Consider the following 22,810-nt stretch of genomic DNA (forward strand, 5'->3'; position numbering starts at 1 on the left):
TTGCTTTTTAAAAAAACTAGCCTAGCTTTTTGATTGCCTCATCGGCAATTGTGTTTCTCTTTGGAGAAATGACAATGAAATATGTCTTGTCTGCTCGCTCTATTGCGGCTACCTTTCTGTACGAGTTTGCGTTGATGTCAAATTCCAGGATTCTTCCGTCTAGTTCTGCCTTTGTGTATATCATCAGGTATACGTCGCCGCCATTGTGGGTCAGTGGAATAAACGCAAAGACATAGCCCTTGTAGTAGTTGATCGGCATTGTGTTTTTCATAGGTGGCATGACAGCTGCCATGTATGAGAAAATGTCAGTAATGGAAGAAAATTCCTCGTATTCTACGTGCATGAAGTTGATTTGATAAAAGGGGATATAATCCTAAAGGCGTCTTTTTTGAAGCAAGCCCTTAACTTTGACTATGACTAGCGCCGGTGCGACAAAGTACATGCCAATGTTTAGCAGTATCACACCAACACCATAGCCCAGCATTTCCTGCTCAGAGTCAATGTTGGCATAGTTCAGTATGGACATTGTCGACAGCATTGGAGTGATTGCAGTCTTTACTACTTCTTTGAATAGTGGACTTTGTCTTTCCAGGTCTGCCACTGCTGGACTGAATGCATAGTAGAATTCGTTGAATCCTGCCATGAATGTTGTTCCTGCGCCGGTGCTGTATAGAACGCCGTCTCTTACCTCTCTGAGTAGCTGTACTTGTGGTGCAAGTTCAGTTCCAAAGGCCGCGGTTGCAATCAAGCATCCATTCTTTTCACCTGTTTTTGCATCTGGAACACAAATTCCGTTTTCAGCATGAGTTCCTGGGCCGCAAACTGGTTGCTGTGGTTCTGGTCCACCAGTCTCAACACATTTACCATTAACTAGTTCCTCTCCCGGAGGACACTCTACTGTTTCTGGTGGAGGTGCCACTACACATGTGTTTGTTGCTGGATCAAGTACTGTTCCAGTACCACAAACAGGTGTTGTTGGTTTTTGATCTGGTGGAGTAACACATTGATTATTGACAATGACTTGTCCTGGTCCACATTGTGGTGGTGGAATTACTACTGGCAGATCCTCACCGCCATTATAGAAGAACATTGTTTCTGCCTTTTGAGGGCCATAATTTACTATGATTTTGTAGTCGCCTTTTTTGTTCCAAAGCGGGCCGCCTACGACGAAGTTATCTGCAAAAGTACCATCCAAGAGTGGCCTTACTTGTTTAACTGTGACAATATTTGTAGCACCTGTTCCGTTAACAATAGGTCCTACGATTCTGACTGTGACATCTATGAGATTATTGACATCAGGGCTCTTGATTACGCCGCTAAAGACTACTCTGTCACCAGATTCGTACAGTGGGAGTTCTGTTGAAACAGAAAGTGGCGGTATTTGTGAAGACTGTCCAAATGCCATAGATGCGGTTGATGTAAACAACATTACGGACAATAAAGCTACTACGAGTCTCCCAGCTCCTCTCATGTCTAGGCTGATACAAGAATTCAGGGTATTTATGTATTCTATGAAAGAAAAGTTGACTCGAATATGGTTTTGTTGAACCTTTTTTGACCCAGTCATCTTGATCTAGTTTTGCAAAAAAATTATTTTTTCTTTACCGTAAAGGTCACTTTGCCGATGTAATTTTTCAGATACTCAATGTCAATTGAATACTGACCCGTTGGCGAATTTGGTTTTAGCATGACGATTGTTTTGTAGCTGCCACTCTTTGTAGCAACTGCATAGAGAACAGAGGACTTTCCATCAGGAGTCTGCAGTGTGAACTTGATCTTGGTTCCCGGCTTGTAATCTTGGACTTTGCCTGTTAGTATAACGTCGGTTGTTTTTCCAGGACTAGGCAACACATATGACTTTGAATCAAGCTTTGCAGAGCTTGGAGCAGATAGCTTTGCCTTTGTTGGTGTCTTTGTTAGACTAGATATGCTTGCCTGGCCTGATGAATCTCTAAAGTCATGGTATTTCAGATCGACTGTTCCACCTGCTGGAGAAATCAGAGCAGTTCCTGCCTTGTTGCAGATTTTTGAGGGCATCTTGAATACTCCTTCGAATCGTCCAGTGTTTGATCCTGTTTCTATTAATGAAAATCCGCTTGCTGCAAGTCCGCCAGTTTCCACGCCGCCTATTGTGCAACGCTTGTACCTAATGTCCTTGATTAGCACCTCAAGTAGGATTCCTCCGCTTGAGCTGCCCACGGTATCGACGTTTGTCGATGCTGGGTCGTCTATTACAGAATAGATATCGATTGAGTCGTGCTTCATGTTCAAGTCCGGGTCCACCAAGACCACGGTTACTGGATGGCCAAATCTAAAGACGTTTGTAGTCAGCGATGCGCTTCCGGTGTGAGTCCTAATGTCGGTTTTTGATGACACTCCTGTTGTGGTGCCGGTTTGTGCAACATCAGAATATGCAATGTTGATTCCTTTTTCATCAATTAATCTTTGGTTGACAAAAAACTTGACATCGTCGTCTATTGTGCGAAGTGTCTTGATTGTGTTTGCGTCAAACTGGTTTAGCTGGTTTGCAATGGTATATTCCATGGTACCAGTGAATATTCCAGAGCTGGACGATGTCTCTTGTAGTTCAAATCTATAGATTCCATTGGTAATGTCGGCATTGTTTTTGCGGCCAAACGAAAACAGATCAAATACTATTGGCTGCGTGTCTGTTTCTGATGATACAGAGCCTTGCGCCGGTGAATTGTTTGACGAGTCAAAGTTTACTACCAAAAATGCAGTGCCAGACTTTGCTGCAATTGCATCAACTGCGGCATTTGGCAATTGCACAAATCCTCGTGCTCCAGTCATGTTTGCAGGGCTGACCAGTGTCACAGGTGTCGCATCGGTTAGGCCAAAGAAGAGTTGAATTGTGGCGTCTGCAAAGTCAGAGATGCCGAGCTGGTTTTGCAATGATCTGAAATCATAGTTTACCCAGTTTGTTCCTTGGTCGCCAGAGTTTAGTCTTATCAGGAGATTTTGCAGTGTTGTAGCGGAAAGTCCCGTGCTTGCAGACAGTTTCTCAAAGCTCTGGTTTGCAATACCGGTGGACGGTCTTGTATCTAGAACTAGTCTGTCAGAGGCAGCGTCCGGAACAGATGATGAAACAGATGTGCCTCCAGTCAGTGCGTCAGTAGACAGGGCATAGATCTTGACGCTTCCTGCTCCCTGCAGCGTGCCTGGATTTCCTATTGTGAGACTAGGAATCAAAGCAGTGCTTCTAAAGACGTCGAGCTTGTCCTTTGCGCCAGAGTTGACGTTTTGGTCTGGGTCGTTTACCGTAACTGGAACCTTTTGCCCAGAAACAGGCTGGTTTGTGCCAAGTGTAATGCTTGCGTCTCCTAGGCCAGACACTATAGAGTATGATTTTCGGTCGTACTCTATTGTAGCAGACTGTCCACGCGGGGCGTTTGACTTGATTTTAATGGTAGACACATCAGAAAAGTCAAAGTTCTCAAATGTGGCCGAGTTTGGCTGGGATTCTACAAAGGTTATGATTTGTGAAAATGTTGTGGTGCCATCGCTTGCGGTTGCGGTTTGGTGTCCGTTTGCCTGCAGTTCTGCAACGCTGCCAAGGCTCATTGCTATTTTGCCATTGTTGTCAAATCCAAGCGAAGATAATTGTGATGATAGGTTTACCAGTCCTGCACCGCCGGCTGCCGCATTTGCGCCATTTTCCGTAAATGCCGCATAAAAGACAGTTTGCGGCGAACCAATGTTAAATGTCCAGGAATCCCTAGATGTCGGGTCTTGGTTTAGCTGCATGTCCCGAATAGTTACAAAAACTTGGGAGTTTGGAGGATAGTTTGTCCTGTCTAGCGATGTTGCAATGTTTGGTATTTCGTCGTATTGTAGTGTGACAGATTGCGTTCCGCCTGCCGCATTGTATTGTATTGTAACATCATTGTTGAAAGAATATAGCTGAATTATTGGCCAGACTGCAGAGTTTAGGCTTATCTGTCCTGTCGGGATTGCCGAGTTTGTGTTAATTGATCGCGGACTGCGGACCACATTGTTCACGGTTGCACCTGCAGGAACACTAGTACATGTGGAAAACCCAGAGTTGCCGTTTGTTGCGCCGGCCGCACCTGTTTTTGGTATTGCTATACCGTCAGACTCTGAAAATGACGGGCCAAACACAACGGTATCCTTGCTGCAAAATTCGCCAAAGTCAAGGCCACGTCCCGCAAGACCGACTGTCTGGTCCGCTATCTTGGCTTTTTCCAGATTTGCAAAATAGCCATACCACTTTCCGTCGGTTGCCTGGACCATTCTGATATTCTTGCCGTTTAATGTGACATCCGGCTCGCCCTTGCCTACACTGGTATCAGAAAGGGACGGATCGTTGACTACTACTTCTATTACCATCGAGCCTGTAAAATGATTGTTATAGTACGAATTTTCTGCAGAAACATACAGGTTCGGGTTGGCGGCGTCTGCCTGTGCCAAAAACGGCACCAGTAAGAATCCCAACGCTCCCAGCAATGCCAGCTTGTTCAATTTATCTGGGTTTTGTGCCCATCAAAGATAACGTTTCCGTATGATTTATTCGTAAACCAATAGATACTGCTTTGATGGAAAATGTCTTTTTGAAAAGGACCGGAGCACTCAAGATATCGCTTGCGGCCATTTTGTCGGCATTTGTAGTAGAGTTCGTCTTTGGAGTGTTATCGAACAGTCTGGCATTACTCACAGACAGCATTCATGCATTATTGGACAGTGTTGTGACAGTTGTGTTGCTATTGGCAGCAAGATTTGCCATCAAGCCTCCAGATGCAGAGCACACCTATGGCCACGGAAAGGTAGAGTCTCTTGGGGGAATGATTGGTGGAATTGCGATATTTCTGATTGCCTGCTTTTTTATTTTTGAGGCGATAATGAAGATACAAAGTCCCACTCACATTACTGTTACCAGCACCTTGGCGCTTGCTGGTGCAGCCTATACAATTTGTGTGGATATTTTCAGAATTGTTCTTTTGAGACGTGCCATATCAAGGCTAGGAGGCACTACGCTCAAGGCCGACTTTTACCACGCGTTTTTGGATTTGGGATCAACGCTTGTCGTCATTGTAGGAATTGCACTGGTGTCATTTGGATTTGACCATGGTGACTTCTTTGCGGCAATAGTGCTTGGCGGACTGCTTTGCGTTCTTGCAATCAAGCTAGTATACAGAACAGCCCAGGATCTAACGGACATCATCTCGCCAGAGCTGGTAAACAAGGTCCAAAATATCGTATTGTCCACAGAGGGAGTGGTGAGCACAGGCCCGATTCTTATGAGAAGGTCAGGCGACTCGATATTTGCAGACGTCACAGTATCATTGCGGGCAGATGTCAGCTTTGAGAAGGCGCATGAAATATCGACTGCGGTTGAGAAAAACATCAAGGATCACATCTCAAACTCGGAAATCACGGTACACTTTGAGCCTAGCTGGAAGGGAGTTCCATCGGACTCGAAGATTTACGAAATCGCATCCAACGTCCCAGGTGTAAAGGGAATACACAACGTAAGCCAACACACGTCGGCTGAATCTACATTTGTTAGCCTTCATGCGATGGTGGACAGACAGATGAGTCTTGATGATGCGCACCGCATATCAGAGATAATTGAGGAAAAAATCCGAAAAGAGCTGCCAGAAATAGACCGCATCACAATACACCTAGAGCCATACATTACAATGCCAAAGGACCTAAAATCATATGACACCAACGATGAAAAAATAATTCAGCTTCTAAAGGAGCACGCCGAAGTCAAAAAGGTAGGCAGTATTGTTACCTTGAACTTTGAGGACTTGATCAAAATAGACATCGACTGCTCATTTGATAAGGACCTCTCAATTGAAAAGGTCCATGATGCGACATCAAAAATAGAGCAGAGCATTCGAAGTCATTTCAAGAATTCCGTCATAACAATACATCCAGAGCCCTACTAGATCAGAATGCTAGTCACGTACATGATTATCATTCCGACTGCAATTCCTGCGGCAGTCGGTGCAGACAAGAGCCCTTGCTCGTCTTGCCTTATCCATTTTAGAATGGCCACTATGACCTGAAATATTGCGCCAGCTCCTACCGACAAGAAGATAATTGCAGAAATTGGTGAATACTGGAATCCACCAATCCATGCGCCAAATATTGCCGGCGCCCCTGCTATTACTCCCATTGCTGCTAGTTTTGCAATCATTGGTTTTTGGCGAGCCATCGGGGCCGCTATTGCCAAGCCCTCAGTGGTATTATGGATTGTAAAGCCGACTATGAGAAATGTGCTCAGTGCTATTTCGCCTAGGCCGATTGCTGCACCTATTGCCAAGCCTTCACCCAAGTTGTGCAGTCCAATTCCTATTGAGACCATCAGGGCAATGGCTACTGACTTTGATGCGGATGAAACACGGCTGACTAGTTTCTCAGACACATAATACAATCCGACAAAAGAGCCGACAACCACAGTTGCAACAAGCAGCTGCCCGTTGAATGCGCCAGAGAGCCTTTCTGCAGAGATCTCCATTCCTTCTTCTATTGCATCTATTCCCAAGAACAAAAGTAGGCCTGCAGTCAGTGCCAAAAAGAACTTGTATTTTGCAGGACTCATCTTTGCAATGAACGGGAACCAAAGCAATCCGATCAATACTGGAATTATTCCAACATAGGTGCCAATCACTGCAAAGTACGACACAAGATCAATGCTTGGCTTGATTGCAGGAGCCGCCGCCTCTACTGAATGAGCAAAGCGAGTTCCGTCATTTATTGTGAGGCCAATTTCGTACGGCTCTGCCTCATTCCATGAATACGGAATTCTGACCAGAGCTGTTTCAAATCTTGCCAAATGCTTGTCTGGCTCTATTGCTGCCGGCTGGATTCTGTCGTTAACGTCGGCCTGTGCAATGGATACATCAATTGGCCCTGTGTTTCTTGCTGTGACTTGGATTTCAGATTCCACAAAGTCGACTCGCTCTATTGTGATGTTTGGGAGTGGAGTTCCAAAGTTTACAAGCTCGGCGCCCGGTCCAAAAAGATACACAATCATTGCGGAAAGCAATACTAATGGGATTATTCCAGCTGCTGCGATTTTTGCCTTGGATGTTTTTGTAGATTCCATTATTGTACGACCTCGTCTTGCACTAGGAACAGTCCGGTCCAGCCTTTTTCTGCAAACTCGGTCTTGTGTGCATGAAACATGAACTTGCCTGGAGTGTCATAGGTAAACTCCATTATTCCACGCTCGCCTTGCGACAAGGTAATCATGTCGGTAAATGCGCTAGGCACGCTGTACGTGCCTGTTGGGTAATAATGGTACAGATTCCCATGAAGGTGGAAATTGTTTATCTGGTCAAATTCCAGTATGTTTACCACATAGATTCTCACAAGTTCACCTTTTTTGATCTGGATTGGGTGGTGCTGATAGTAAAACGGAATGGTGTTTGCGCCATAGAAATTATTTTCTGCATCAAAGTCAGTGTCAAACCCATTTAGGACCATCACCATTTCATCTGCTGGGGGGCGCGGCTTTTTTGGATCTACAATGTACACTCCGTACAGTCCGTGCGAGATGTGCTCTTCTAGTGGCATCACATGACAATGATATGGATGAACGCCTGCTGGGCCTGCCTCAAACTCGTACGTGAATTGTCCCCCACCAGGGCCTACCGGCTCAAAGACTCCGTCCATTTCTGCCGCATGGAATCCATGAAAGTGAATCGTGTGGGTTTTAGATCCCATGTTGATGAATTTTACCTTGACCCAGTCCCCTTCGGTGGCACGTATTGTGGGGCCAGGCACCGTTCCATTAAAGGTCCAGACATTGTAAAAGACTCCCGGCGATATCTCCATTACCTTGTCGTCTTCTGCAATTATGGTGTATTCACGTACTGTCTTGCCGTCAACACTTGATGTTCTGCCATAGTTAAACTCGCGAAGATACTTGTCGGGATCGATTTCTACTGTTTGCGCAGTGTATATCGGATCCAACACATCGCCAGATGTTTTGATTACGCCGCCAGTATGTGTCACAAAGATCTTTTCCTCTTTTGCATCAGATGTAATTGGATAAACAAAGTAAAGCGCAGCTAGAGTAGCAGTTGCTGCTATGGCAAATAACATCTTTGAGAACGGCTTCAAGACAATCCTGGTTGGTTTTTTGTTTATTTAAATTTAGCCTAGGCTAAATTTCTTAACCAAGGCTAAATTTTGAGGCTGCAATACCAATATAGAGGCTCAAAAAGAGGCAAAGGCATGATAAAAAAGTCTCACCTGATCCTCTTTGTGGGCGGCGCACTAGTCGCAATCGGGATGGTGCTATCATACACTGGTGCATCAGTCATTTCTGGCCAAGTATCCATTAAAGAAGCGCTAGTCAACGGAACGATACCTGCAACACTTGAAAAAGAGCTAGACCCGTCAGTGACATCTCAGGGCGCATTTGTAGTACGGGCAGAAGGTGAAGAGCGAGTAAACCTTGTCGCCACTGTGTACGGTCCGTTTGGAGAAGAAATTGCATCAAAGAAGATAACCGACGTTTCAACTGAGGATTATTTTGACATTGAATCCAAGGGAACGTACAAGCTCGAAATTAAAAACAGTGGCCAGGAAACTCCAGTGGTATTAGGCCTGACTCACATGCCAGACAAGTCCATTGTTGCGCTAAACATGTTGGGACAATCCATGATCATAACAGGGTTTGTAGGAGTCGGAGTTGCCGCAATATATGCGCTGAAAACAAGAAAGTCTAGTTGAGATAGCTGTCTAGCTCCGTTAGACCGTCAACTACGCCCTTGTAGTTTTCGTCATTTTCCATGAATTTGGCCAGCTTTTCAGAGTCAACCGAATAGGTATTGCCAGACACAATGACAAATCCCGTCTCTGCAAGATACGCCAACCTGGTTTTGATTTCAGATTCTGTAATTCCAAGGCTTGAGGACAGGACTGTAGATTCTTTTGGTCCAGATTCCAGCTCTGCCATTATTATCGATACGTTCTGATCAAAGAGTGCTTCTGCTACTTTGGCCTTGTCATATGACATGGTTTTGGCTAGTTTTTTGAGCCTAATATCTTCTTGGTGTTGTATAGGTAATCAATCACCAGGACCTTGTCCATGTTGTTTTGGTTTATGTGGTAGGTTTTGCCTTGGAGTATTTTTTCCATCTGTTGCACGTATTCTAGCAGCTCCGATTCCTCGCTGACTACAATAGAATCAATCTGTATGTTTTCTCGCAGGCATTTTTTTGCCTCCGATACGGTTCGCTCATCTACTTTGGCATCGACTTTTTTGTATCTGTAACAAAGGTAGACCTGTGCTCCCTGAGACTGGTCGATTGCAAGGTTTCTTTCCGATTTTATTTTGGATAGTAATGGTTCGTTTGGCACGTAAAAGTTGGAATACGGCTTTTCTGAGAGAATCGCATTCTTTTGGGAATCATTGTCAACAAAGCAGGCACTGGGCTGGCCGTCGGTAATCATTACAATTCTTTTGTTTTTTGTACTTGTCTTTTGGAGGAGTTTTTTTGCCAGCCTAAATGCAGCCTGATAATTGGTATAGTGGAGGAATTCGTCGTTTGCGTCATATGTCTTCAAAAACGGAATGTCAAACGGATTGATTATTGATGCCATGGAGGCAAAGCCGATTATTTTGATGGAATCGTTTGGAAAGAACCTATTGTTCAGAACATAGAGGCTCCACAACGCTCGCTTTGCTGCCTCTATTCTGCTCATCCCAGAGCTAGTCAGAGATGATTTCATAGTAGAGCTCAGATCAATACAGTACACAATTGCGGCCCGGACATCTTCGGTTGTCTCAAATTCCTCAAAGTCATCAACATCCAAGTCCAAAGGAAAATCAAGTGTTTTTCCTTGCTTTGATAGCCTTTGTATTGTGTTTAAAATGCTGGCAGACACATTTAGCAGCTTGAGTTCTCCTCCAAGCTCGAATTTTTTTGTGGTATCAAGTATGGTGGTACCAGTACCCACGGATTTTGTCGCATGCAGCCCAAAGTCGCCGGTTTTTAGTTCTGCCATCAAGTCCCTGAGGATCTGGTTTCCTATTGCAAAGAATCCTTTTTTGGTGAGCCAGTTTTTTTCGTCCTTGAGATAGCCGTGCTCTAGAAGATACTTTGTGATGGGCTTTGTGTCGTCGCTTTTTGGGCTTTGGTCGGATTCTGTTTGGGTCTGATCGGAGTTGGCTTCATCGATGTTTCCCTGTAAAATAGATTCCAACTCCTCAAAGCTTGGCGCCTTTTCCCGCATCGATTGGTTTGCCAGGGATTGGAGTAGTTTTTCTATTGTCTGCTTGTCTAGGTCTTTTGATCCATCAGAGGGTTTTCTTTCTTCTGTGCTTGACTGGTAGACGAATTTTTTTAGATTATGCTGCAACATAGCCTGCGTCTTTTTTGTCTATTATCTTTGGAGTGGAATAATGCAAGCCGTCAAGGATTATTTCCAGTATTGCGGCTTTTAGCTCGGCTTCCGTATTTTGTGATATTGCAATGTTTTTGGCATCGATGTCTTTTGCAAGGCTTGACTGTTCTGGCATTATTTGCTCTAGCTTGGATTGAACCAATTTTGATAGATTTGCAAAATTTAGAAGCTGGTTAGAATAAGAGACTTGGCCGTTCTGCCAGACCATTCCCTGGGATACCTGGAAGGTTTTGCCAGAGAATTCCTGCTTTATTGCATCAAGTGTTTCTTGCTGTATACCCTGGATGTATTCTAGGCACGTTTCGCGAATGGAATCATCAAGAATAGAGTCGAATATTTTTCTGCGGTTTTCCATGGTGTCGTCAATTTCAGATAGTTCAAACTTGGCAATCTGTCCCAGGCAATACATATCAGAGTGTCTCGGAACAGGAATTGTCTTGTGAAATATTGCGCGAGTTCTTTCTGATTCTCCCACCAGCAGCTCCAGTCCGTGGATTCCAAATCTCACACTCACTCCCTTTGCCTGGTTTATTTCGGAATTTGCGCGAGCCTTGTGGACTAGTCTTGCCAGAGTTTTTAGTACAAAGACCGGAACTAGGCAGCTTGCAAGTTTTGCCTCTTGCAGAATAATTTGCATTTCATGCTCTATTGTTTTTGGATAGTGGGTGTGTATGTGGGATTTTAGTCTGTCATAGAGCGGCTCTATTATTTTGCCAGAGTGGGTATAGTCAATTGGGTTTGCAGTTGCAAAAAACACAGTCTTTGGCTCAAAAATAACCGGATACGATCCTGTGGTATATCTGCCCTCTTGCAATACCGACAATAATGCTACTTGCTTTCTTGGGTCCAGAACAGGCAGCTCATCAATGCAAAAGATTCCGTGCTTTGCCTGGAGCAGCTGCCCCGGGGAATACGAGTCTATTTTGTACATTTCGACTCCTTTTTTTGCAACCTTGATTGCGTCGATATAGCCAACCAAGTCCTTGACAGAAATGTCTGGTGTTGCCAAAACATATCGAAACCTCTGCGAGCCTTCAACCCAGTTTATCTTGGTGTCTAGCTTGTTGTCTTGGATTTTTTTTGCGCTCTCTGGGCTGATGTGAAATGTGGGCGATGCACCTGACGGCTCTTGGCCTTCTAATAATGACACAAGGTCGTCTTGCGGCAGATCCATCGGGGTATCATTTGTAATGGAGCCATCGATTACTGGTATTGGCGATAGGAGATTTTTTGCAATTACCTCGACTAGTCTTGTCTTTGCCTGGCCGATTTGCCCAATCAAAAATACGTCATGGCATGACAAAATAGCTCTGTCCAGTGCAGGAACCACATCATCGTCATAGCCTACAATTCCCGGATATTTGGTTCCGTTTTCATTCATTGTGCGAATTAGGTTTTGCCTGAGCTGCTCTTTAGCATCCAACAACCTATAATTGATTTCTAGTAGATCGCCAATTGTTTTTAGCGACTGATAGTCTTCTGGCAGTCCTGCCTTGATCTGCGTGTACTTTGGTTGTGAGCCATAACACTTTGAGACTAGCTGTGAGGCTTCCAAGTGATATTACTTGGTTTATTTTATCTAATAATATTGCGGAGATATCATAATTGCCAAGGCAGGGTTTTTATCGGGGTCGCTTGGATTCCCCAATTACTTGTCAGCACAAGACTATAGACACATTGTAAGAATTGTCGGAAAGGACATTCCGGGAGACAAAAAGCTCTCAGTAGGCCTAACCCACATCAAAGGTGTCGGATACAACTTTGCCAATGCTATAATCGGTGCACTGGGCTTGAACCCAAACAGCAATATTGGCTTTTTGACCGAGTCCCAAGTCGAGTCCATTGAAAAGACACTCAAGGACCCAACTACAGTGAAATTTCCATCTTGGTTACTAAACAGAAGAAAGGATGTTGAGACAGGCACAACCACACATCTTATCACATCAGACGTGGCATTTACAGTTAGAAACGATATTGAACGAGAAAAGCTCTCAAACAGTTGGAGAGGCTTTCGTCATACTTATGGATTAAAGGTTAGAGGACAGCGAACCCGAACCACTGGTCGTAAAGGAGCATCAGTTGGTGTAAAGAAGGGAGGCAAAGTACTACCTGCCGGAGCTGCACCAGCAGCTGCCCCAGGAGCTGAAGCGCCAGCTGCCCCAACTGCCGGAGCTGCACCAGCTGCCAAGCCAGCTGCAGGAGCTGCTCCAGCAAAACCAGCCGCGGCTCCAGCTGCAAAACCAGCTGCTCCAGCAAAGAAATAGAGGGAATGTGAATGGGAGATCCAAAATATCCAAGCCGAGTCTGGAGAAAACCAAAGCGTCCACTGAACTATGACTTCATGATGGAGGATCTCAACACACTTGGCAATTATGGTCTAAAGAACAAGCGGGAATTATGGAAGGCAAGAACCGAATTATCTAGGGTAAGACACCAGGCAAGATCACTGCTTGCACTCAGACAAGAAGTTCGTGCACAAAAAGAACCAATCCTGATGAAGTCACTTGCAAAGATCGGCCTAGTAAAGGACGATGCAACATTAGATGACGTTTTGAACTTGGCAGTGAACAATCTACTCGATAGGAGACTGCAAACAATAGTTCAGAGAAAGTTCACACTAAAGACACCATACCAGGCAAGACAGGCAATTGTCCACGGCCACATTACAATTGGCGACAGAGTCATCACAGTCCCATCATACACAGTAACGGTAAAAGAGGAAAACAGCATCCAATTATCACCAAGATTCAAGGTCCAGGCACCAGCCCCAGCAGCCGAGCCTGAAGTAAAAGAAGAAGCACCTGCAGAACAATCCTAAGACAAGCTTATCTTTAATACACCATTTTACTAGATCAGTACAGAAAATGTGTTCTATTATCGGCTATTATGGCGATTTGCCGGCAGCGCCAATTTTGGTCAAGGGCTTAAAGCGAATGGAGTATCGCGGATACGACAGCGTAGGCGTTGCCACAAAATCCGACAATGACATTGTGGTCAAAAAGGGAGTAGGCAAAGTAGAAGTAGTGAATAATGCGCTACACTTGGATAATTTGCCAGGCCATGTAGGAATAGGCCACACCAGATGGGCAACACATGGAAATGTTACCGATGTCAATGCGCACCCACACCCTAGCAGCTCTGGCAAAATAGCCATTGTACATAACGGTATAATAGAAAACTATGAGGAGCTAAAGGCAGACCTCGAAAATAGAGGCTATCGCTTCCAGAGTCAGACAGACAGCGAGGTGATTGCAAATCTGCTCCAGTTCAACTATGACCAAACCCACGACATAAAACAATCCATGATAAAGACAGTATCCAAGCTAAAGGGCCACTATGCGTTTGTCGCAATGTTTGAGAATGGAATTTTGTCAGCCGCAAGATACCACGAGCCACTAATAATTGGAATTGGCAAAAAGGGATTTTTCCTATCAAGCGATGTCTTGGGATTTATCGAAAAGACCGATGATGCCATCTATTTGGACAATGGCGAGCTGGTAATACTGGACAGAATTGGAATTCAGATTTACGATTTTGATGGAAATGCAGTAAAGCACCAGGTGACAAAAGTATCAAAGGAATTTGCAGACGCATACAAGGGAGACTATGCGCACTTTACATTAAAGGAAATATCAGAGCAGCCAGAAACTATAGTGTCAGCTGGTGAAAAATCTGCAGACGCAATCAATACCGCAACGGAATTCATTAGGCATGCGCGGAGCATCTATGTTACAGGAAGCGGTACAAGCTACAATGCAGCGCTGGTTGCAAAATATCTGTGGCAAAAATACGCAAAAATCAAAGTAGAGCCAATCATATCCAGCGAATTATCATTTACGCCAGAGACAATAGAGCCAAACTCTATTCTAATTGCAATATCCCAGAGCGGCGAGAGCGCAGACGTACTAGAGGCAGTCAAAATAGCCAAAAAGGCAAACGCCAAGATTCTATCTATAGTAAACATTTTGACATCATCCCTGGCGCAAGAGTCTGCAGTAGTAATTGGAATGGGTTGTGGTCCAGAAATAGGCGTGGCGGCAACGAAGAGCTTTACTGCGCAGCTTAGCATCATCTACAAAATTACCAAAAAACTCTGTGATGGATGCATCAACATTGATGGTGAAAAGATTTCATCGGCTGTTGCCAAGGCACTAGCTGATCACACCAAGATCAAGGAAATAGCAAAAGAGCTCAAGGACGTCCAAGATATTTACATTTTGGGCAGAGCAGTCCACTATCCTATCGCGACAGAATCTGCGCTAAAGCTAAAAGAGCTATCATACATTCATGCAGAAGGGATTCCAGGTGGTGAGCTAAAACACGGGCCGCTTGCCCTTATGGACTCTAGCGTCTATGTTGTGATAATAAATCCAAACGACTTTACCTATAACGACACCCTTACTAGTGCTCGAGAGATAAAGGCGCGCGGTGCCAAGATCATAGGAGTCTCTGACAAGCCAAGTGACGTCTATGATCACTGGATACAGATTCCAACCATAGATGATGCCCTATACCCTCTAATTGAGATAATTCCAATTCAGCTGCTATCGTATTATTCCGCAATAGAAAAGAACACAGACCCCGACTATCCAAGAAATCTGGCAAAATCTGTTACTGTGAAATAGTTTCCAAGTATTGTTTTTCGGTTAGCGCAAGTAATTGATCAGAGTCGATTCCAATTTTCAGCATTGCTGCAAGCGATGCCCCGCCTGCGCCGACTCCTTCCTTTACGAACCCATTTGCAAATGCACGCAGTCCTTGGATTTTGGATTTGCCCAGCGCTAGCCTGACTGAGAACACTGGGATTTGGTCTATTTGGGATATCATGTTTACAAGATTTGCCGTCTTGTCGTCTGTCACATATGATGTTGTGGCAATTGCGACATTGTCTCGATTATACCCGGTGATTCTGCCAAATGCCAGAACTGCTGCCATCTGTGTGCCACCTGCCAAAATAACCTTGGTTTGGGCAGATGCGGTACTGAGAATTCCTGCAACTGTAGGTATCATTGGGTCGCCTCCGTTTGAGACAACATCAAATTGATTTTTTGATTCGGTTCTTTTTGCGACATCGTTTGCAATTTTTTGTTTTAATGATAATGGATTTTCCTGCATGCTGCTACTGACTGATCCGTCTATTCCAAGAGACGTCAGGACTGCCTGTGCAGTGGTAGTGCCTCCAGGGATGCTCTCACCAATCACAAGACAGTCAGTAGTGGAACCAAGTGCTCTGCCAATCATCCTCCCGTATTCTACTGCATGGGTTACATCGTCAATTGACATGGCAGGCTCTACTGTGATGTTTTTTCCATGAGTCAGGCCGGTTTCAAAACACGGCATCTGTGGAGCAATTTTGCTTCCGGCATTTACTATGATATTTGGGATGCTTGCTGACTCTAGCGCAGTCTTTGTTAATAGTGCTGGCGTCGGCTTTCCATCAGGAGTCATCGGTATTGCATCAATGCATTTGCAGTATCCAAAGTTGAGAAATTCTGCATCTGCAGGAGAGGTATACGGAAGTACTTCGGGTGTTTTTCCAGCCACGGTGATTCCGGGAATTGTGCAGGTTTCAGTGTACGATATTACCAGAGAGAAGAGAAATTGCTTTTTTTCTAGTTGCTCTAGGAATTTTTCTCCATTTTTTTGTACAAAAACATCTACATCCTTGTGCAATTAGCCAATACCCATTATTTCCAAAAATTCAGCTTCTGTTCTTGGCTGCATTACAAAATTCATCTTTTTTTGTGTGCCCAGAGTCGAGGTCGGCGCAGAGCCATAGTTGTGCCCAGGATACATCACGAGATTATCGTCCATTTTGCGCAAAATATTGACTATACTATGATACAGCTCCCTTGCATCTCCCCCAGGCAGATCCACCCTTCCGCATGTTCCAACAAAGAGTGTGTCGCCGGAGAAAATCTTGCCATCACCTACAAGGCACATGCTGTCCTTGGAGTGGCCAGGGGTGTGAACTACGGTAAGCTCGGAGCTGCCAAATTTGATCTTGTCTCCATCAGAGACCTCCAGGTCGTGCTTTATTGTGGATGTCTTGTATTGTAGTATGGGTGCACCCGTTTCATTTTTTATTGTGTCATTTCCTATTGTGTGATCAAAATGATGGTGGGTGTTTACGATGTATTTTACTTTGATATTGTTTTTCTGGACAATTCTCATTATTTCATCCAGATCCCAAGACGGATCAATTATGATTCCCTCACTTGTTGACTCATCTTCCAAGACATAGGTAAAGTTCTGCATGCTGCCAACAGGAATCTGATGAACTATCATAGTACACCTATTTCGGCTTCTGGTGGGATGCCAATCTTTTCAACAAAGATTGTTCCGCACAGGTCCTTTCTTTTTGGCATGCCTCGCTTCATTTTGTGAAATGTCACAGTCATGTCTGCTGTTACGTACTTGTTGGCAGTGTTTCCTGTGTCTGGGTCAACGCCAGAAGGAACATCGACTGCTACTTTGAATGCTTTTGTTTTGTTGATAAGATCAATTGCCGACGCATGTGGCTCACGAATGTCTCCAGAGATTCCGGTGCCCAAGATTCCGTCAATTATGATGTCAACATCAAAGTTTGCAGCGTCGTTTGGGCCAAACCCAAGCTGAATCGAGTTCATCTTTTCTAGGACTTGCCAGTTTGTTCTGCATTCTATGGTCTTGATGTCCGACGGATTTCCCAGCAGTATTACGGTTACTTTGCTTCCGTATCCTGCCAGGTGTCGTGCAACCACTAGCGCGTCGCCGCCATTGTTGCCAAGGCCTGCAAAGACTAGGATTTTTTTTGATGATATGTCTGGAAATTTTTCCACTATTCTTTTTACCATCGAGGCGCCAGCGTTTTCCATCATTAGCTGCCTCGGAAAGCCCATCTGGTGGCCGTTTTCCTCGATTTGATACATTTGTTTGACTGTGATTTCCATAATACAGCTAAATTTCTGACATAAAATAAGTTATTTGAAAACGACTTTATCCTAGGTTTGCAGAACAAGACTATGGATTCAACAAAGAAATATCTGGACAAAATCTCAAAGGCACTAGAAAAAAACCTAGATGAACGAGAAAGTCTGATCAAAAACACAAGACAGATCATCACGTTGTGTAGCGAATCCATAATAGATTGCCACAAAAACGACACAAAGGCAGCTGCAAAAAAGATCTTGCAGGCAAAAAGACTTCTAGAGCAATACCGCAAAAACATCGACAAGGCACTATACAAGTATCTCATACCATCTGAGCAGGAATTCGTAGAGGCATCATCGTTTTTGGCACTAATCCAAGGCAAAGAGATCCCAAGCCCAGAATCACTCAAGGTAAAGGACGAGTCCTATGTTTTGGGATTGTTGGACTGCATCGGGGAGATGCGAAGAGACGTCTATGACAAGATCCGAGTCGGCAAGTCAGAGGACGCAAGAAAGATGTTTGAGAAAATGGATGAGCTGTATTTGATGCTGTATCCATTTGCGTATTTTGATAAGATCGTCAAAGAGGCAAGAAGAAAGCTTGATGTTGCAAGAATTCTAGTCGAAGAGACGCGAATTGCGATTACTGAAGAGATTAGACGCGCAGAATTAATCAAGTCAATGAAAAAGTGAGGAATGCGGGAAGTGGGATTTGAACCCACGAAATCCTAAGATACTAGCCCCTCAAGCTAGCGCCGTTGGCCAGGCTTGGCGACTCCCGCAGCAAAATTCCATGGATGGTTTTTATAACCTTACTTGATTTTTGTCGTTGTGTTAATCCCAGTCAGATGTTTCACTTGTGGAAATCTAATTGCTGATAAATACGATGATTATCAAAACAGGATCAAAGCTGGAGAAGAACCAGTCAAAGTTTTAGATTCACTTGGTTTGAAAAGATATTGCTGCAGAAGAATGATGTTGACAACCGTAGAGACGATGCAACAAGTCATTCCATTCTACGAGGCAATCCAAAGACGTTACTTGGAAGTTCAATCTGAGCTAGAGTAGCTTGCCAAAGATCACATCGGTAAGAGGCAGACTGCTTTACAACAGTCGCGGTAGCAAGACAATCGAAATAGATGTTATTTCAGACAAAAAACACCTTGGCCGAGCCTGCGCCCCATCTGGTGCAAGTGTTGGAAAATACGAAGCGCAAAGCTTTGCAGACAACAAGCCAGAAAAAAGCCTCCAAATTCTAAACAAGAATATCAAAAAATTTGTCGGCCTAGACTCGGACGACCTAAAGTCAATTCAAAGAGAGATAAGAAAAATAGACTCTACCAATAATTATTCAAAAATCGGCGGGGCAGTGGCATATGCACTTACCATAGCGTCAATTGACTCTGCTGCAAAGGCAAGAGACGAGCCATTCTTTAAGGTAATTTCGCAGACCAAAAAATGGAGATTCCCATTTCCGCTAGGAAACATTCTTGGGGGAGGAGCCCATGCAGGTCCCGGAACCCCTGACATTCAAGAGATTTTGATCTGCTCAATTGGGGCAAAGACACCAAGAGAATCAATAGAGATGAACTTGGCAGTCCACAAGGAGCTTGGCAAGGCGCTCCAAAAAGACAACCCTCGATTTACCAACGGCAGGGGCGATGAGGGTGGATGGGCGCCAGAGATGGACAACGAAAAAGCACTAGAGATCTCTGCCCAGGCAATAGAAAACCTTGGCTACACCCTAGGAAAAGAAGTAGCGTTGGGCGCTGACTTTGCATCATCTACGCAATGGGATGGGAAAAAGAAAAAGTACGTTTACGACAGGGCAGGCTTTGAGAACACCCCAGAAGAGCAAATCGACTTTGCCGCAGACATCATAAAAAAATACAAGCTAATCTATGCAGAAGACGCAGTACACGAGGAAGCATTTGATGACATGGCTATACTGGCAAAGAAATTCCCAAAGACGTTTGTCACAGGCGACGACCTAACAGTCACAAATCCAAAAATTCTACAAAAAGCTGTAAAGAAAAAATCATGCACCGGTGTCATTCTCAAGGTAAACCAGGCAGGAAGCCTCTACGATGCACTAGAATTTGCGCAGATTGCCTCCAAGAACAAAATAGGAATCATAACATCGCACAGATCAGGCGAGTCCACAGATTACCAGATTTCTCATATTGGAGTCGCCACTGGTTCTAAAATGCTAAAGGTGGGCGTAGTGGGCGGCGAGAGAATAGCAAAACTAAACGAATTGATTCGTCTCTCAGAGCATGGTTTAATATCGGGTATGGCAGAGGTTTAAAATCGTAAAATGAGTCAGCAGACAGAACCACAAGACATCAAGAAAAAGATCCTCTCTACAGGAATAAGAGTAGGAACTACTGTCAAGACAACCTTCATGCAGCCATTCATCACAAAGGCAAGCCCTGAAGGACTCTACATGATTGATCTGGACCAAACATTGGCAAGAATCAAGACTGCAGCTAAATTCATCAACAGAATAGAACCATCACAAATACTGGTTTGCTCTGGACGAGAATATGCAAGCACCCCAATTGAGAAGTTCTGCGAAATCACAGGTGCTAGAAAGATGCTAAGCAGATTCATGCCAGGAACACTGACCAACCCATCATTGCCATATTACACTGAACCAAAACTAGTCATTATTTCTGATCCTCAAGTTGACTCGCAGGCAATCACAGAGGCAACAAATGCAGGAATTCCAGTCATTGGCGTATCAAATACCGACAATGTCACATCAAAAATCGACGTAGTCATTCCAGCAAACAACAGAGGAAGAAAATCGCTTGCCACAGTATTTTGGCTGCTGGCAAGAGAAATACTAATCCAAAAGGGAAAGCTGGGCGAAAACGACCCAATGAAATACGAAATCGACGATTTCGAAACAAAGATTTCTGAAGAGGAACTAGAATAGATGCGAATTAGAACACCAGCAGTTGCTGGCATGTTCTATCCAAAAGAAAAATCAAAACTCGAGCAATCAATTACTAATTCCATATCAAGCGAGTTTGGAATAGGCCAGATTCATCAAAAAAAAGAAAAGATCTATGGAGCAATCTGCCCTCATGCAGGCTACATGTATTCAGGCCCTGTGGCCACTCATTCCTTTGAGAGTATTGCAAGCCAAGACTTTGACACTGCCGTAATTTTGGGCCCAAACCACTGGGGTATTGGATGCAACATTGCAACAATGAAGGACTGTTCTTGGGAGACCCCGCTAGGACCAGTGGAAGTCGATTCGGATGCAGCAAAACAAATCAACGAGATATCAAGAATAATTGAAATTGATTATTTTTCCCATACAAGAGAGCACAGCATCGAGGTTCAGGTACCAATGCTGATGCAGTTTTACAAAAAACCGTTCAAAATCTTGCCCATCATCCTAAATGATCAGGACTATGAATACATGCAGGAAGTGGGCAATGCCGTTGCCAAGCTTGCAAGGGAAAGAAAAACCATCATAATTGGCTCATCCGACTTTACGCATTATGAGCCAAACGATTTTGCATACAAGCAGGATAAGGCACTCATCGAACCGATACTGAAATTAGATGTTGAAAAATTCTATGAAATATTGAATGAAAGGAGGGTAAGTGCGTGCGGATACGGAGCAATTGCCTCAACGATGATTGCATGCAAGGAACTTGGAGCAACACAAGGAAAGCTGCTCAAGTATGCAACTAGTGGCGATATTGCCGGAGACAAGAGCTCCGTTGTCGGATACGCATCAATCGTGTTTAGTTGAAGTCAATAGCATCTGCTCCTGCCAAAGTGATCTTGTTTGGCGAGCATTTTATCGTGTATGGCGGAAAGGCAGTTTTATGCGCAATAGATAGGCGAATAACAGTAGAGTCCGAGCTTGTCGATTCCAGTACAATCCAGATAGACTCTGCGCTTGGAACTATTTCCATACCAAAAGACGAGCCAATCAAAAATGTCGATGCAAAATTTAGGCCAGTGGTATTTGTTGCCCAAAAAATTCTAAAGCAATTCAACTCTGAATCAGGACTTGGAATAACAATACGATCAGAGATCCCGCCCGGTGTCGGCCTTGGTTCATCGTCTGCTTGTTGCGTTGCCGCAGCAAGCTCAATTTCCGGCCTTTTTGCAAAATTTTCCAAAGAAAAAGTATCGAGCCTTGCACTGGAAGCAGAAAAAACCGTCTTTGAGAATGCGTCTGGGGCAGACACCGCAAGCTGTACCTTTGGCGGAATAATGGAATATACAAAACAAGGAACAAAAAACCTGAATCTTGCGCCCAAGTTTCAGCTAGTCATTGCCAATTCAAAGATGGTTCATTCAACCAGTGAGGTAGTATCGCGAGTAAAACAGTTCAAGGAGAAACATCCTGACGAGTTTTCCCTTCTTTGCCAGAACGAATCTGCGCTGATTGAAGAGTCCTTGGATGCCCTGAGGGCAAATGACCTTGAAAAAATTGGGGAGAAAATGATCGTAAACCAAGCACACCTGCAAAAAATAGGTGTATCAAACCAAACCCTGGATTCAATGGTGCAATCAGTCAAAGACATATCATATGGTGCAAAGCTGACTGGCGCAGGAGACGGCGGATGCGTCGTAGTACTAGTTGACGAGTCCAGTCTGAAAGACACACTTGATGCACTATCAGAATACGAATGTTTTGCAACAAAAATAGACACCGCCGGTGTTGAGCAAAAAGTATAGTACCACTCGATACTTTTTAACTGAGGCCATTTCTGAGGTCAATTATGATTCTCATCAAGCTTGGAGGCTCTATCATAACCAACAAGGAAAGACCTCTTTCTCCAAGAACAAAGACCATAGACAGCATTGCAAGACAGCTAAAAAAGATCTCAGAACCCTTCATCATAGTGCACGGCGGGGGATCATTTGGCCATTACTGGTCTGTCAAATATGACATGCACACAAAGCCCGCAAAATACGACTACCATGGCGTTGCAATAGTCAAAAACTCGATGATTCAGCTAAACAAGATAATTCTGGATTCTTTTGCAAAAAACAAGCTAAACCCGTACTGCCTTCCGCCAACTGACTTTATGGCAGGAAACACACCAATCATACCAAAGGTAAAGGAAGTCAAAAAAATTGCAGAATCCAATTTGGTTCCAGTAACATTTGGCGATGCGTTGTGGTACGGCCAGAAAAAATCCTACATCTTATCAGGAGACAAAATTATGAGCATTCTGGCAAAAACATTACGCCCAAGGCTCTCAATATTTGTCCTAAATGTGGACGGGCTGTATTCCGATTTTAAGACAAAACGGCTAATCCACGACATGAGGGACCAACAAGCATCAATACAGGACATACCAATGGATGTCACAGGCGGCATGAGGCGCAAAGTCGAAGAGGCAACCAAGATTTCCAAGATGGGCCTAAAGGTCTTTTTTGTAAACGGAAACAAGCCGCAAAGAATAGTCGATGCAATACAAAAAAACAAGTTTGAGGGAACAGTATTTCGATAG

General features: G+C 44.2%; 23 protein-coding genes and 1 tRNA gene. 12 read left to right on the top strand and 12 right to left on the bottom strand.

From position 1 onward, the window contains the following. Window positions 1-16: 16 nt before the first annotated feature. The 3 genes from NAQ_RS05255 to NAQ_RS05265 all read right to left on the bottom strand — a co-directional run bounded on the left by NAQ_RS05255 (window position 17) and on the right by NAQ_RS05265 (window position 4,500). Window positions 17-343 carry a hypothetical protein gene (locus tag NAQ_RS05255; RefSeq protein WP_100182561.1) on the bottom strand — a complete coding sequence of 109 codons (327 nt, stop codon included), beginning with the start codon at window positions 341-343 and terminating at the stop codon, window positions 17-19. A gap of 30 nt (window positions 344-373) precedes the next feature. Beyond that, window positions 374-1,471, bottom strand: a complete 1,098-nt coding sequence (locus NAQ_RS05260) for a CFI-box-CTERM domain-containing protein (protein WP_162858654.1) — start codon at window positions 1,469-1,471, stop codon at window positions 374-376. 119 nt (window positions 1,472-1,590) lie between these two features. Continuing rightward, a complete protein-coding gene (locus NAQ_RS05265; RefSeq protein ID WP_100182563.1) occupies window positions 1,591-4,500 on the bottom strand; it encodes a peptidase in 2,910 nt (969 codons plus the stop codon). A gap of 74 nt (window positions 4,501-4,574) precedes the next feature. Here NAQ_RS05265 and NAQ_RS05270 point away from each other — a divergent pair, with 74 nt between their 5' ends. Further along, window positions 4,575-5,933, top strand: coding sequence for a cation diffusion facilitator family transporter (locus tag NAQ_RS05270; protein WP_100182564.1), 1,359 nt, complete (start codon window positions 4,575-4,577; stop codon window positions 5,931-5,933). Here the strand turns inward: NAQ_RS05270 and NAQ_RS05275 are convergent. Further along, window positions 5,930-7,096, bottom strand: a complete 1,167-nt coding sequence (locus NAQ_RS05275) for a ZIP family metal transporter (protein ID WP_100182565.1) — start codon at window positions 7,094-7,096, stop codon at window positions 5,930-5,932. The genes NAQ_RS05270 and NAQ_RS05275 overlap by 4 nt on opposite strands. Beyond that, window positions 7,096-8,097, bottom strand: a complete 1,002-nt coding sequence (locus NAQ_RS05280; RefSeq protein ID WP_100183471.1) for a multicopper oxidase domain-containing protein — start codon at window positions 8,095-8,097, stop codon at window positions 7,096-7,098. The genes NAQ_RS05275 and NAQ_RS05280 overlap by 1 nt, the downstream gene beginning before the upstream one ends. A gap of 132 nt (window positions 8,098-8,229) precedes the next feature. Between NAQ_RS05280 and NAQ_RS05285 the strand changes: the two genes are divergently transcribed. Beyond that, complete coding sequence (locus tag NAQ_RS05285; protein ID WP_162858655.1) at window positions 8,230-8,730, top strand: hypothetical protein; 501 nt, start codon at window positions 8,230-8,232, stop codon at window positions 8,728-8,730. Here the strand turns inward: NAQ_RS05285 and NAQ_RS05290 are convergent. The 3 genes from NAQ_RS05290 to NAQ_RS05300 are packed head-to-tail and all read right to left on the bottom strand — an operon-like array spanning window position 8,723 to window position 11,962. Next, entirely contained in the window at window positions 8,723-9,016 is a 294-nt protein-coding gene (locus NAQ_RS05290; RefSeq protein ID WP_100182567.1) for a hypothetical protein, read from the bottom strand. The genes NAQ_RS05285 and NAQ_RS05290 overlap by 8 nt on opposite strands. 8 nt (window positions 9,017-9,024) lie before the next feature. Beyond that, window positions 9,025-10,362 (bottom strand): VWA domain-containing protein, encoded by a 1,338-nt coding sequence (locus NAQ_RS05295; protein WP_162858656.1) that lies wholly within the window; start codon window positions 10,360-10,362, stop codon window positions 9,025-9,027. Next, the gene (locus tag NAQ_RS05300) at window positions 10,352-11,962 is read right to left on the bottom strand and encodes an AAA family ATPase (protein ID WP_100182569.1); all 1,611 of its coding nucleotides are present in this window, start codon (window positions 11,960-11,962) and stop codon (window positions 10,352-10,354) included. The genes NAQ_RS05295 and NAQ_RS05300 overlap by 11 nt, the downstream gene beginning before the upstream one ends. Window positions 11,963-12,059: 97 nt before the next feature. Here NAQ_RS05300 and NAQ_RS05305 point away from each other — a divergent pair, with 97 nt between their 5' ends. Genes NAQ_RS05305 through glmS form a run of 3 tightly spaced genes read left to right on the top strand, consistent with a single transcriptional unit; the run spans window position 12,060 to window position 15,032 of the window. Further along, the gene (locus NAQ_RS05305) at window positions 12,060-12,671 is read left to right on the top strand and encodes a 30S ribosomal protein S13 (protein ID WP_100182570.1); all 612 of its coding nucleotides are present in this window, start codon (window positions 12,060-12,062) and stop codon (window positions 12,669-12,671) included. Window positions 12,672-12,682: 11 nt separating this feature from the next. Then, complete coding sequence (locus tag NAQ_RS05310; protein ID WP_100182571.1) at window positions 12,683-13,225, top strand: 30S ribosomal protein S4; 543 nt, start codon at window positions 12,683-12,685, stop codon at window positions 13,223-13,225. A gap of 46 nt (window positions 13,226-13,271) precedes the next feature. Continuing rightward, entirely contained in the window at window positions 13,272-15,032 is a 1,761-nt protein-coding gene (gene glmS / locus NAQ_RS05315) for a glutamine--fructose-6-phosphate transaminase (isomerizing) (protein WP_100182572.1), read from the top strand. On the opposite strand, the gene cobT is transcribed toward glmS, so the two are convergent. Genes cobT through NAQ_RS05330 form a run of 3 tightly spaced genes read right to left on the bottom strand, consistent with a single transcriptional unit; the run spans window position 15,019 to window position 17,339 of the window. Further along, complete coding sequence (gene cobT / locus NAQ_RS05320; protein ID WP_100182573.1) at window positions 15,019-16,080, bottom strand: nicotinate mononucleotide-dependent phosphoribosyltransferase CobT; 1,062 nt, start codon at window positions 16,078-16,080, stop codon at window positions 15,019-15,021. The two genes, glmS and cobT, sit on opposite strands and share 14 nt — an antisense overlap. Continuing rightward, complete coding sequence (locus tag NAQ_RS05325; protein ID WP_100182574.1) at window positions 16,081-16,695, bottom strand: hydroxyacylglutathione hydrolase family protein; 615 nt, start codon at window positions 16,693-16,695, stop codon at window positions 16,081-16,083. Then, entirely contained in the window at window positions 16,692-17,339 is a 648-nt protein-coding gene (locus tag NAQ_RS05330) for an NAD(P)H-hydrate epimerase (protein ID WP_100182575.1), read from the bottom strand. The genes NAQ_RS05325 and NAQ_RS05330 overlap by 4 nt, the downstream gene beginning before the upstream one ends. A gap of 72 nt (window positions 17,340-17,411) precedes the next feature. Between NAQ_RS05330 and NAQ_RS05335 the strand changes: the two genes are divergently transcribed. Beyond that, window positions 17,412-18,011: a translin family protein gene (locus tag NAQ_RS05335; protein ID WP_100182576.1), complete on the top strand. Its 600-nt coding sequence runs from the start codon at window positions 17,412-17,414 to the stop codon at window positions 18,009-18,011. A gap of 4 nt (window positions 18,012-18,015) precedes the next feature. Here the strand turns inward: NAQ_RS05335 and NAQ_RS05340 are convergent. Next, window positions 18,016-18,100 (bottom strand) — tRNA-Leu (locus NAQ_RS05340). A gap of 49 nt (window positions 18,101-18,149) precedes the next feature. Between NAQ_RS05340 and NAQ_RS05345 the strand changes: the two genes are divergently transcribed. Genes NAQ_RS05345 through NAQ_RS05370 form a run of 6 tightly spaced genes read left to right on the top strand, consistent with a single transcriptional unit; the run spans window position 18,150 to window position 22,810 of the window. After that, window positions 18,150-18,386 carry a DNA-directed RNA polymerase subunit N gene (locus NAQ_RS05345; protein WP_100183472.1) on the top strand — a complete coding sequence of 79 codons (237 nt, stop codon included), beginning with the start codon at window positions 18,150-18,152 and terminating at the stop codon, window positions 18,384-18,386. Between the two features lies 1 nt (window position 18,387). Next, the gene (eno, locus tag NAQ_RS05350; RefSeq protein ID WP_100182577.1) at window positions 18,388-19,626 is read left to right on the top strand and encodes a phosphopyruvate hydratase; all 1,239 of its coding nucleotides are present in this window, start codon (window positions 18,388-18,390) and stop codon (window positions 19,624-19,626) included. Between the two features lie 9 nt (window positions 19,627-19,635). Then, the gene (rpsB, locus tag NAQ_RS05355; RefSeq protein WP_100182578.1) at window positions 19,636-20,259 is read left to right on the top strand and encodes a 30S ribosomal protein S2; all 624 of its coding nucleotides are present in this window, start codon (window positions 19,636-19,638) and stop codon (window positions 20,257-20,259) included. After that, on the top strand, window positions 20,260-21,090 hold the full coding sequence (locus NAQ_RS05360; protein WP_100182579.1) for an MEMO1 family protein: 831 nt from the start codon (window positions 20,260-20,262) through the stop codon (window positions 21,088-21,090). Next, window positions 21,087-22,028: a mevalonate kinase gene (gene mvk, locus NAQ_RS05365; protein WP_100182580.1), complete on the top strand. Its 942-nt coding sequence runs from the start codon at window positions 21,087-21,089 to the stop codon at window positions 22,026-22,028. Before NAQ_RS05360 ends, mvk begins: the two co-directional genes overlap by 4 nt. Window positions 22,029-22,072: 44 nt before the next feature. Beyond that, window positions 22,073-22,810, top strand: coding sequence for an isopentenyl phosphate kinase (locus NAQ_RS05370; RefSeq protein WP_100182581.1), 738 nt, complete (start codon window positions 22,073-22,075; stop codon window positions 22,808-22,810).

It is taken from the genome of Candidatus Nitrosotenuis aquarius (assembly GCF_002787055.1).
In the GTDB taxonomy this organism is placed as follows: domain Archaea; phylum Thermoproteota; class Nitrososphaeria; order Nitrososphaerales; family Nitrosopumilaceae; genus Nitrosotenuis; species Nitrosotenuis aquarius.

Coding starts and splice junctions, on each gene's coding strand:
- NAQ_RS05255 (WP_100182561.1), bottom strand. CDS start 343: ATGCACGTAGAATACGAGGAATTTTCTTCCATTACTGACATTTTCTCA.
- NAQ_RS05260 (WP_162858654.1), bottom strand. CDS start 1,471: ATGAGAGGAGCTGGGAGACTCGTAGTAGCTTTATTGTCCGTAATGTTG.
- NAQ_RS05270 (WP_100182564.1), top strand. CDS start 4,575: ATGGAAAATGTCTTTTTGAAAAGGACCGGAGCACTCAAGATATCGCTT.
- NAQ_RS05275 (WP_100182565.1), bottom strand. CDS start 7,096: ATGGAATCTACAAAAACATCCAAGGCAAAAATCGCAGCAGCTGGAATA.
- NAQ_RS05280 (WP_100183471.1), bottom strand. CDS start 8,097: ATGTTATTTGCCATAGCAGCAACTGCTACTCTAGCTGCGCTTTACTTT.
- NAQ_RS05285 (WP_162858655.1), top strand. CDS start 8,230: ATGATAAAAAAGTCTCACCTGATCCTCTTTGTGGGCGGCGCACTAGTC.
- NAQ_RS05290 (WP_100182567.1), bottom strand. CDS start 9,016: ATGTCATATGACAAGGCCAAAGTAGCAGAAGCACTCTTTGATCAGAAC.
- NAQ_RS05310 (WP_100182571.1), top strand. CDS start 12,683: ATGGGAGATCCAAAATATCCAAGCCGAGTCTGGAGAAAACCAAAGCGT.
- glmS (WP_100182572.1), top strand. CDS start 13,272: ATGTGTTCTATTATCGGCTATTATGGCGATTTGCCGGCAGCGCCAATT.
- NAQ_RS05325 (WP_100182574.1), bottom strand. CDS start 16,695: ATGATAGTTCATCAGATTCCTGTTGGCAGCATGCAGAACTTTACCTAT.
- NAQ_RS05330 (WP_100182575.1), bottom strand. CDS start 17,339: ATGGAAATCACAGTCAAACAAATGTATCAAATCGAGGAAAACGGCCAC.
- NAQ_RS05335 (WP_100182576.1), top strand. CDS start 17,412: ATGGATTCAACAAAGAAATATCTGGACAAAATCTCAAAGGCACTAGAA.
- rpsB (WP_100182578.1), top strand. CDS start 19,636: ATGAGTCAGCAGACAGAACCACAAGACATCAAGAAAAAGATCCTCTCT.
- NAQ_RS05360 (WP_100182579.1), top strand. CDS start 20,260: ATGCGAATTAGAACACCAGCAGTTGCTGGCATGTTCTATCCAAAAGAA.
- NAQ_RS05370 (WP_100182581.1), top strand. CDS start 22,073: ATGATTCTCATCAAGCTTGGAGGCTCTATCATAACCAACAAGGAAAGA.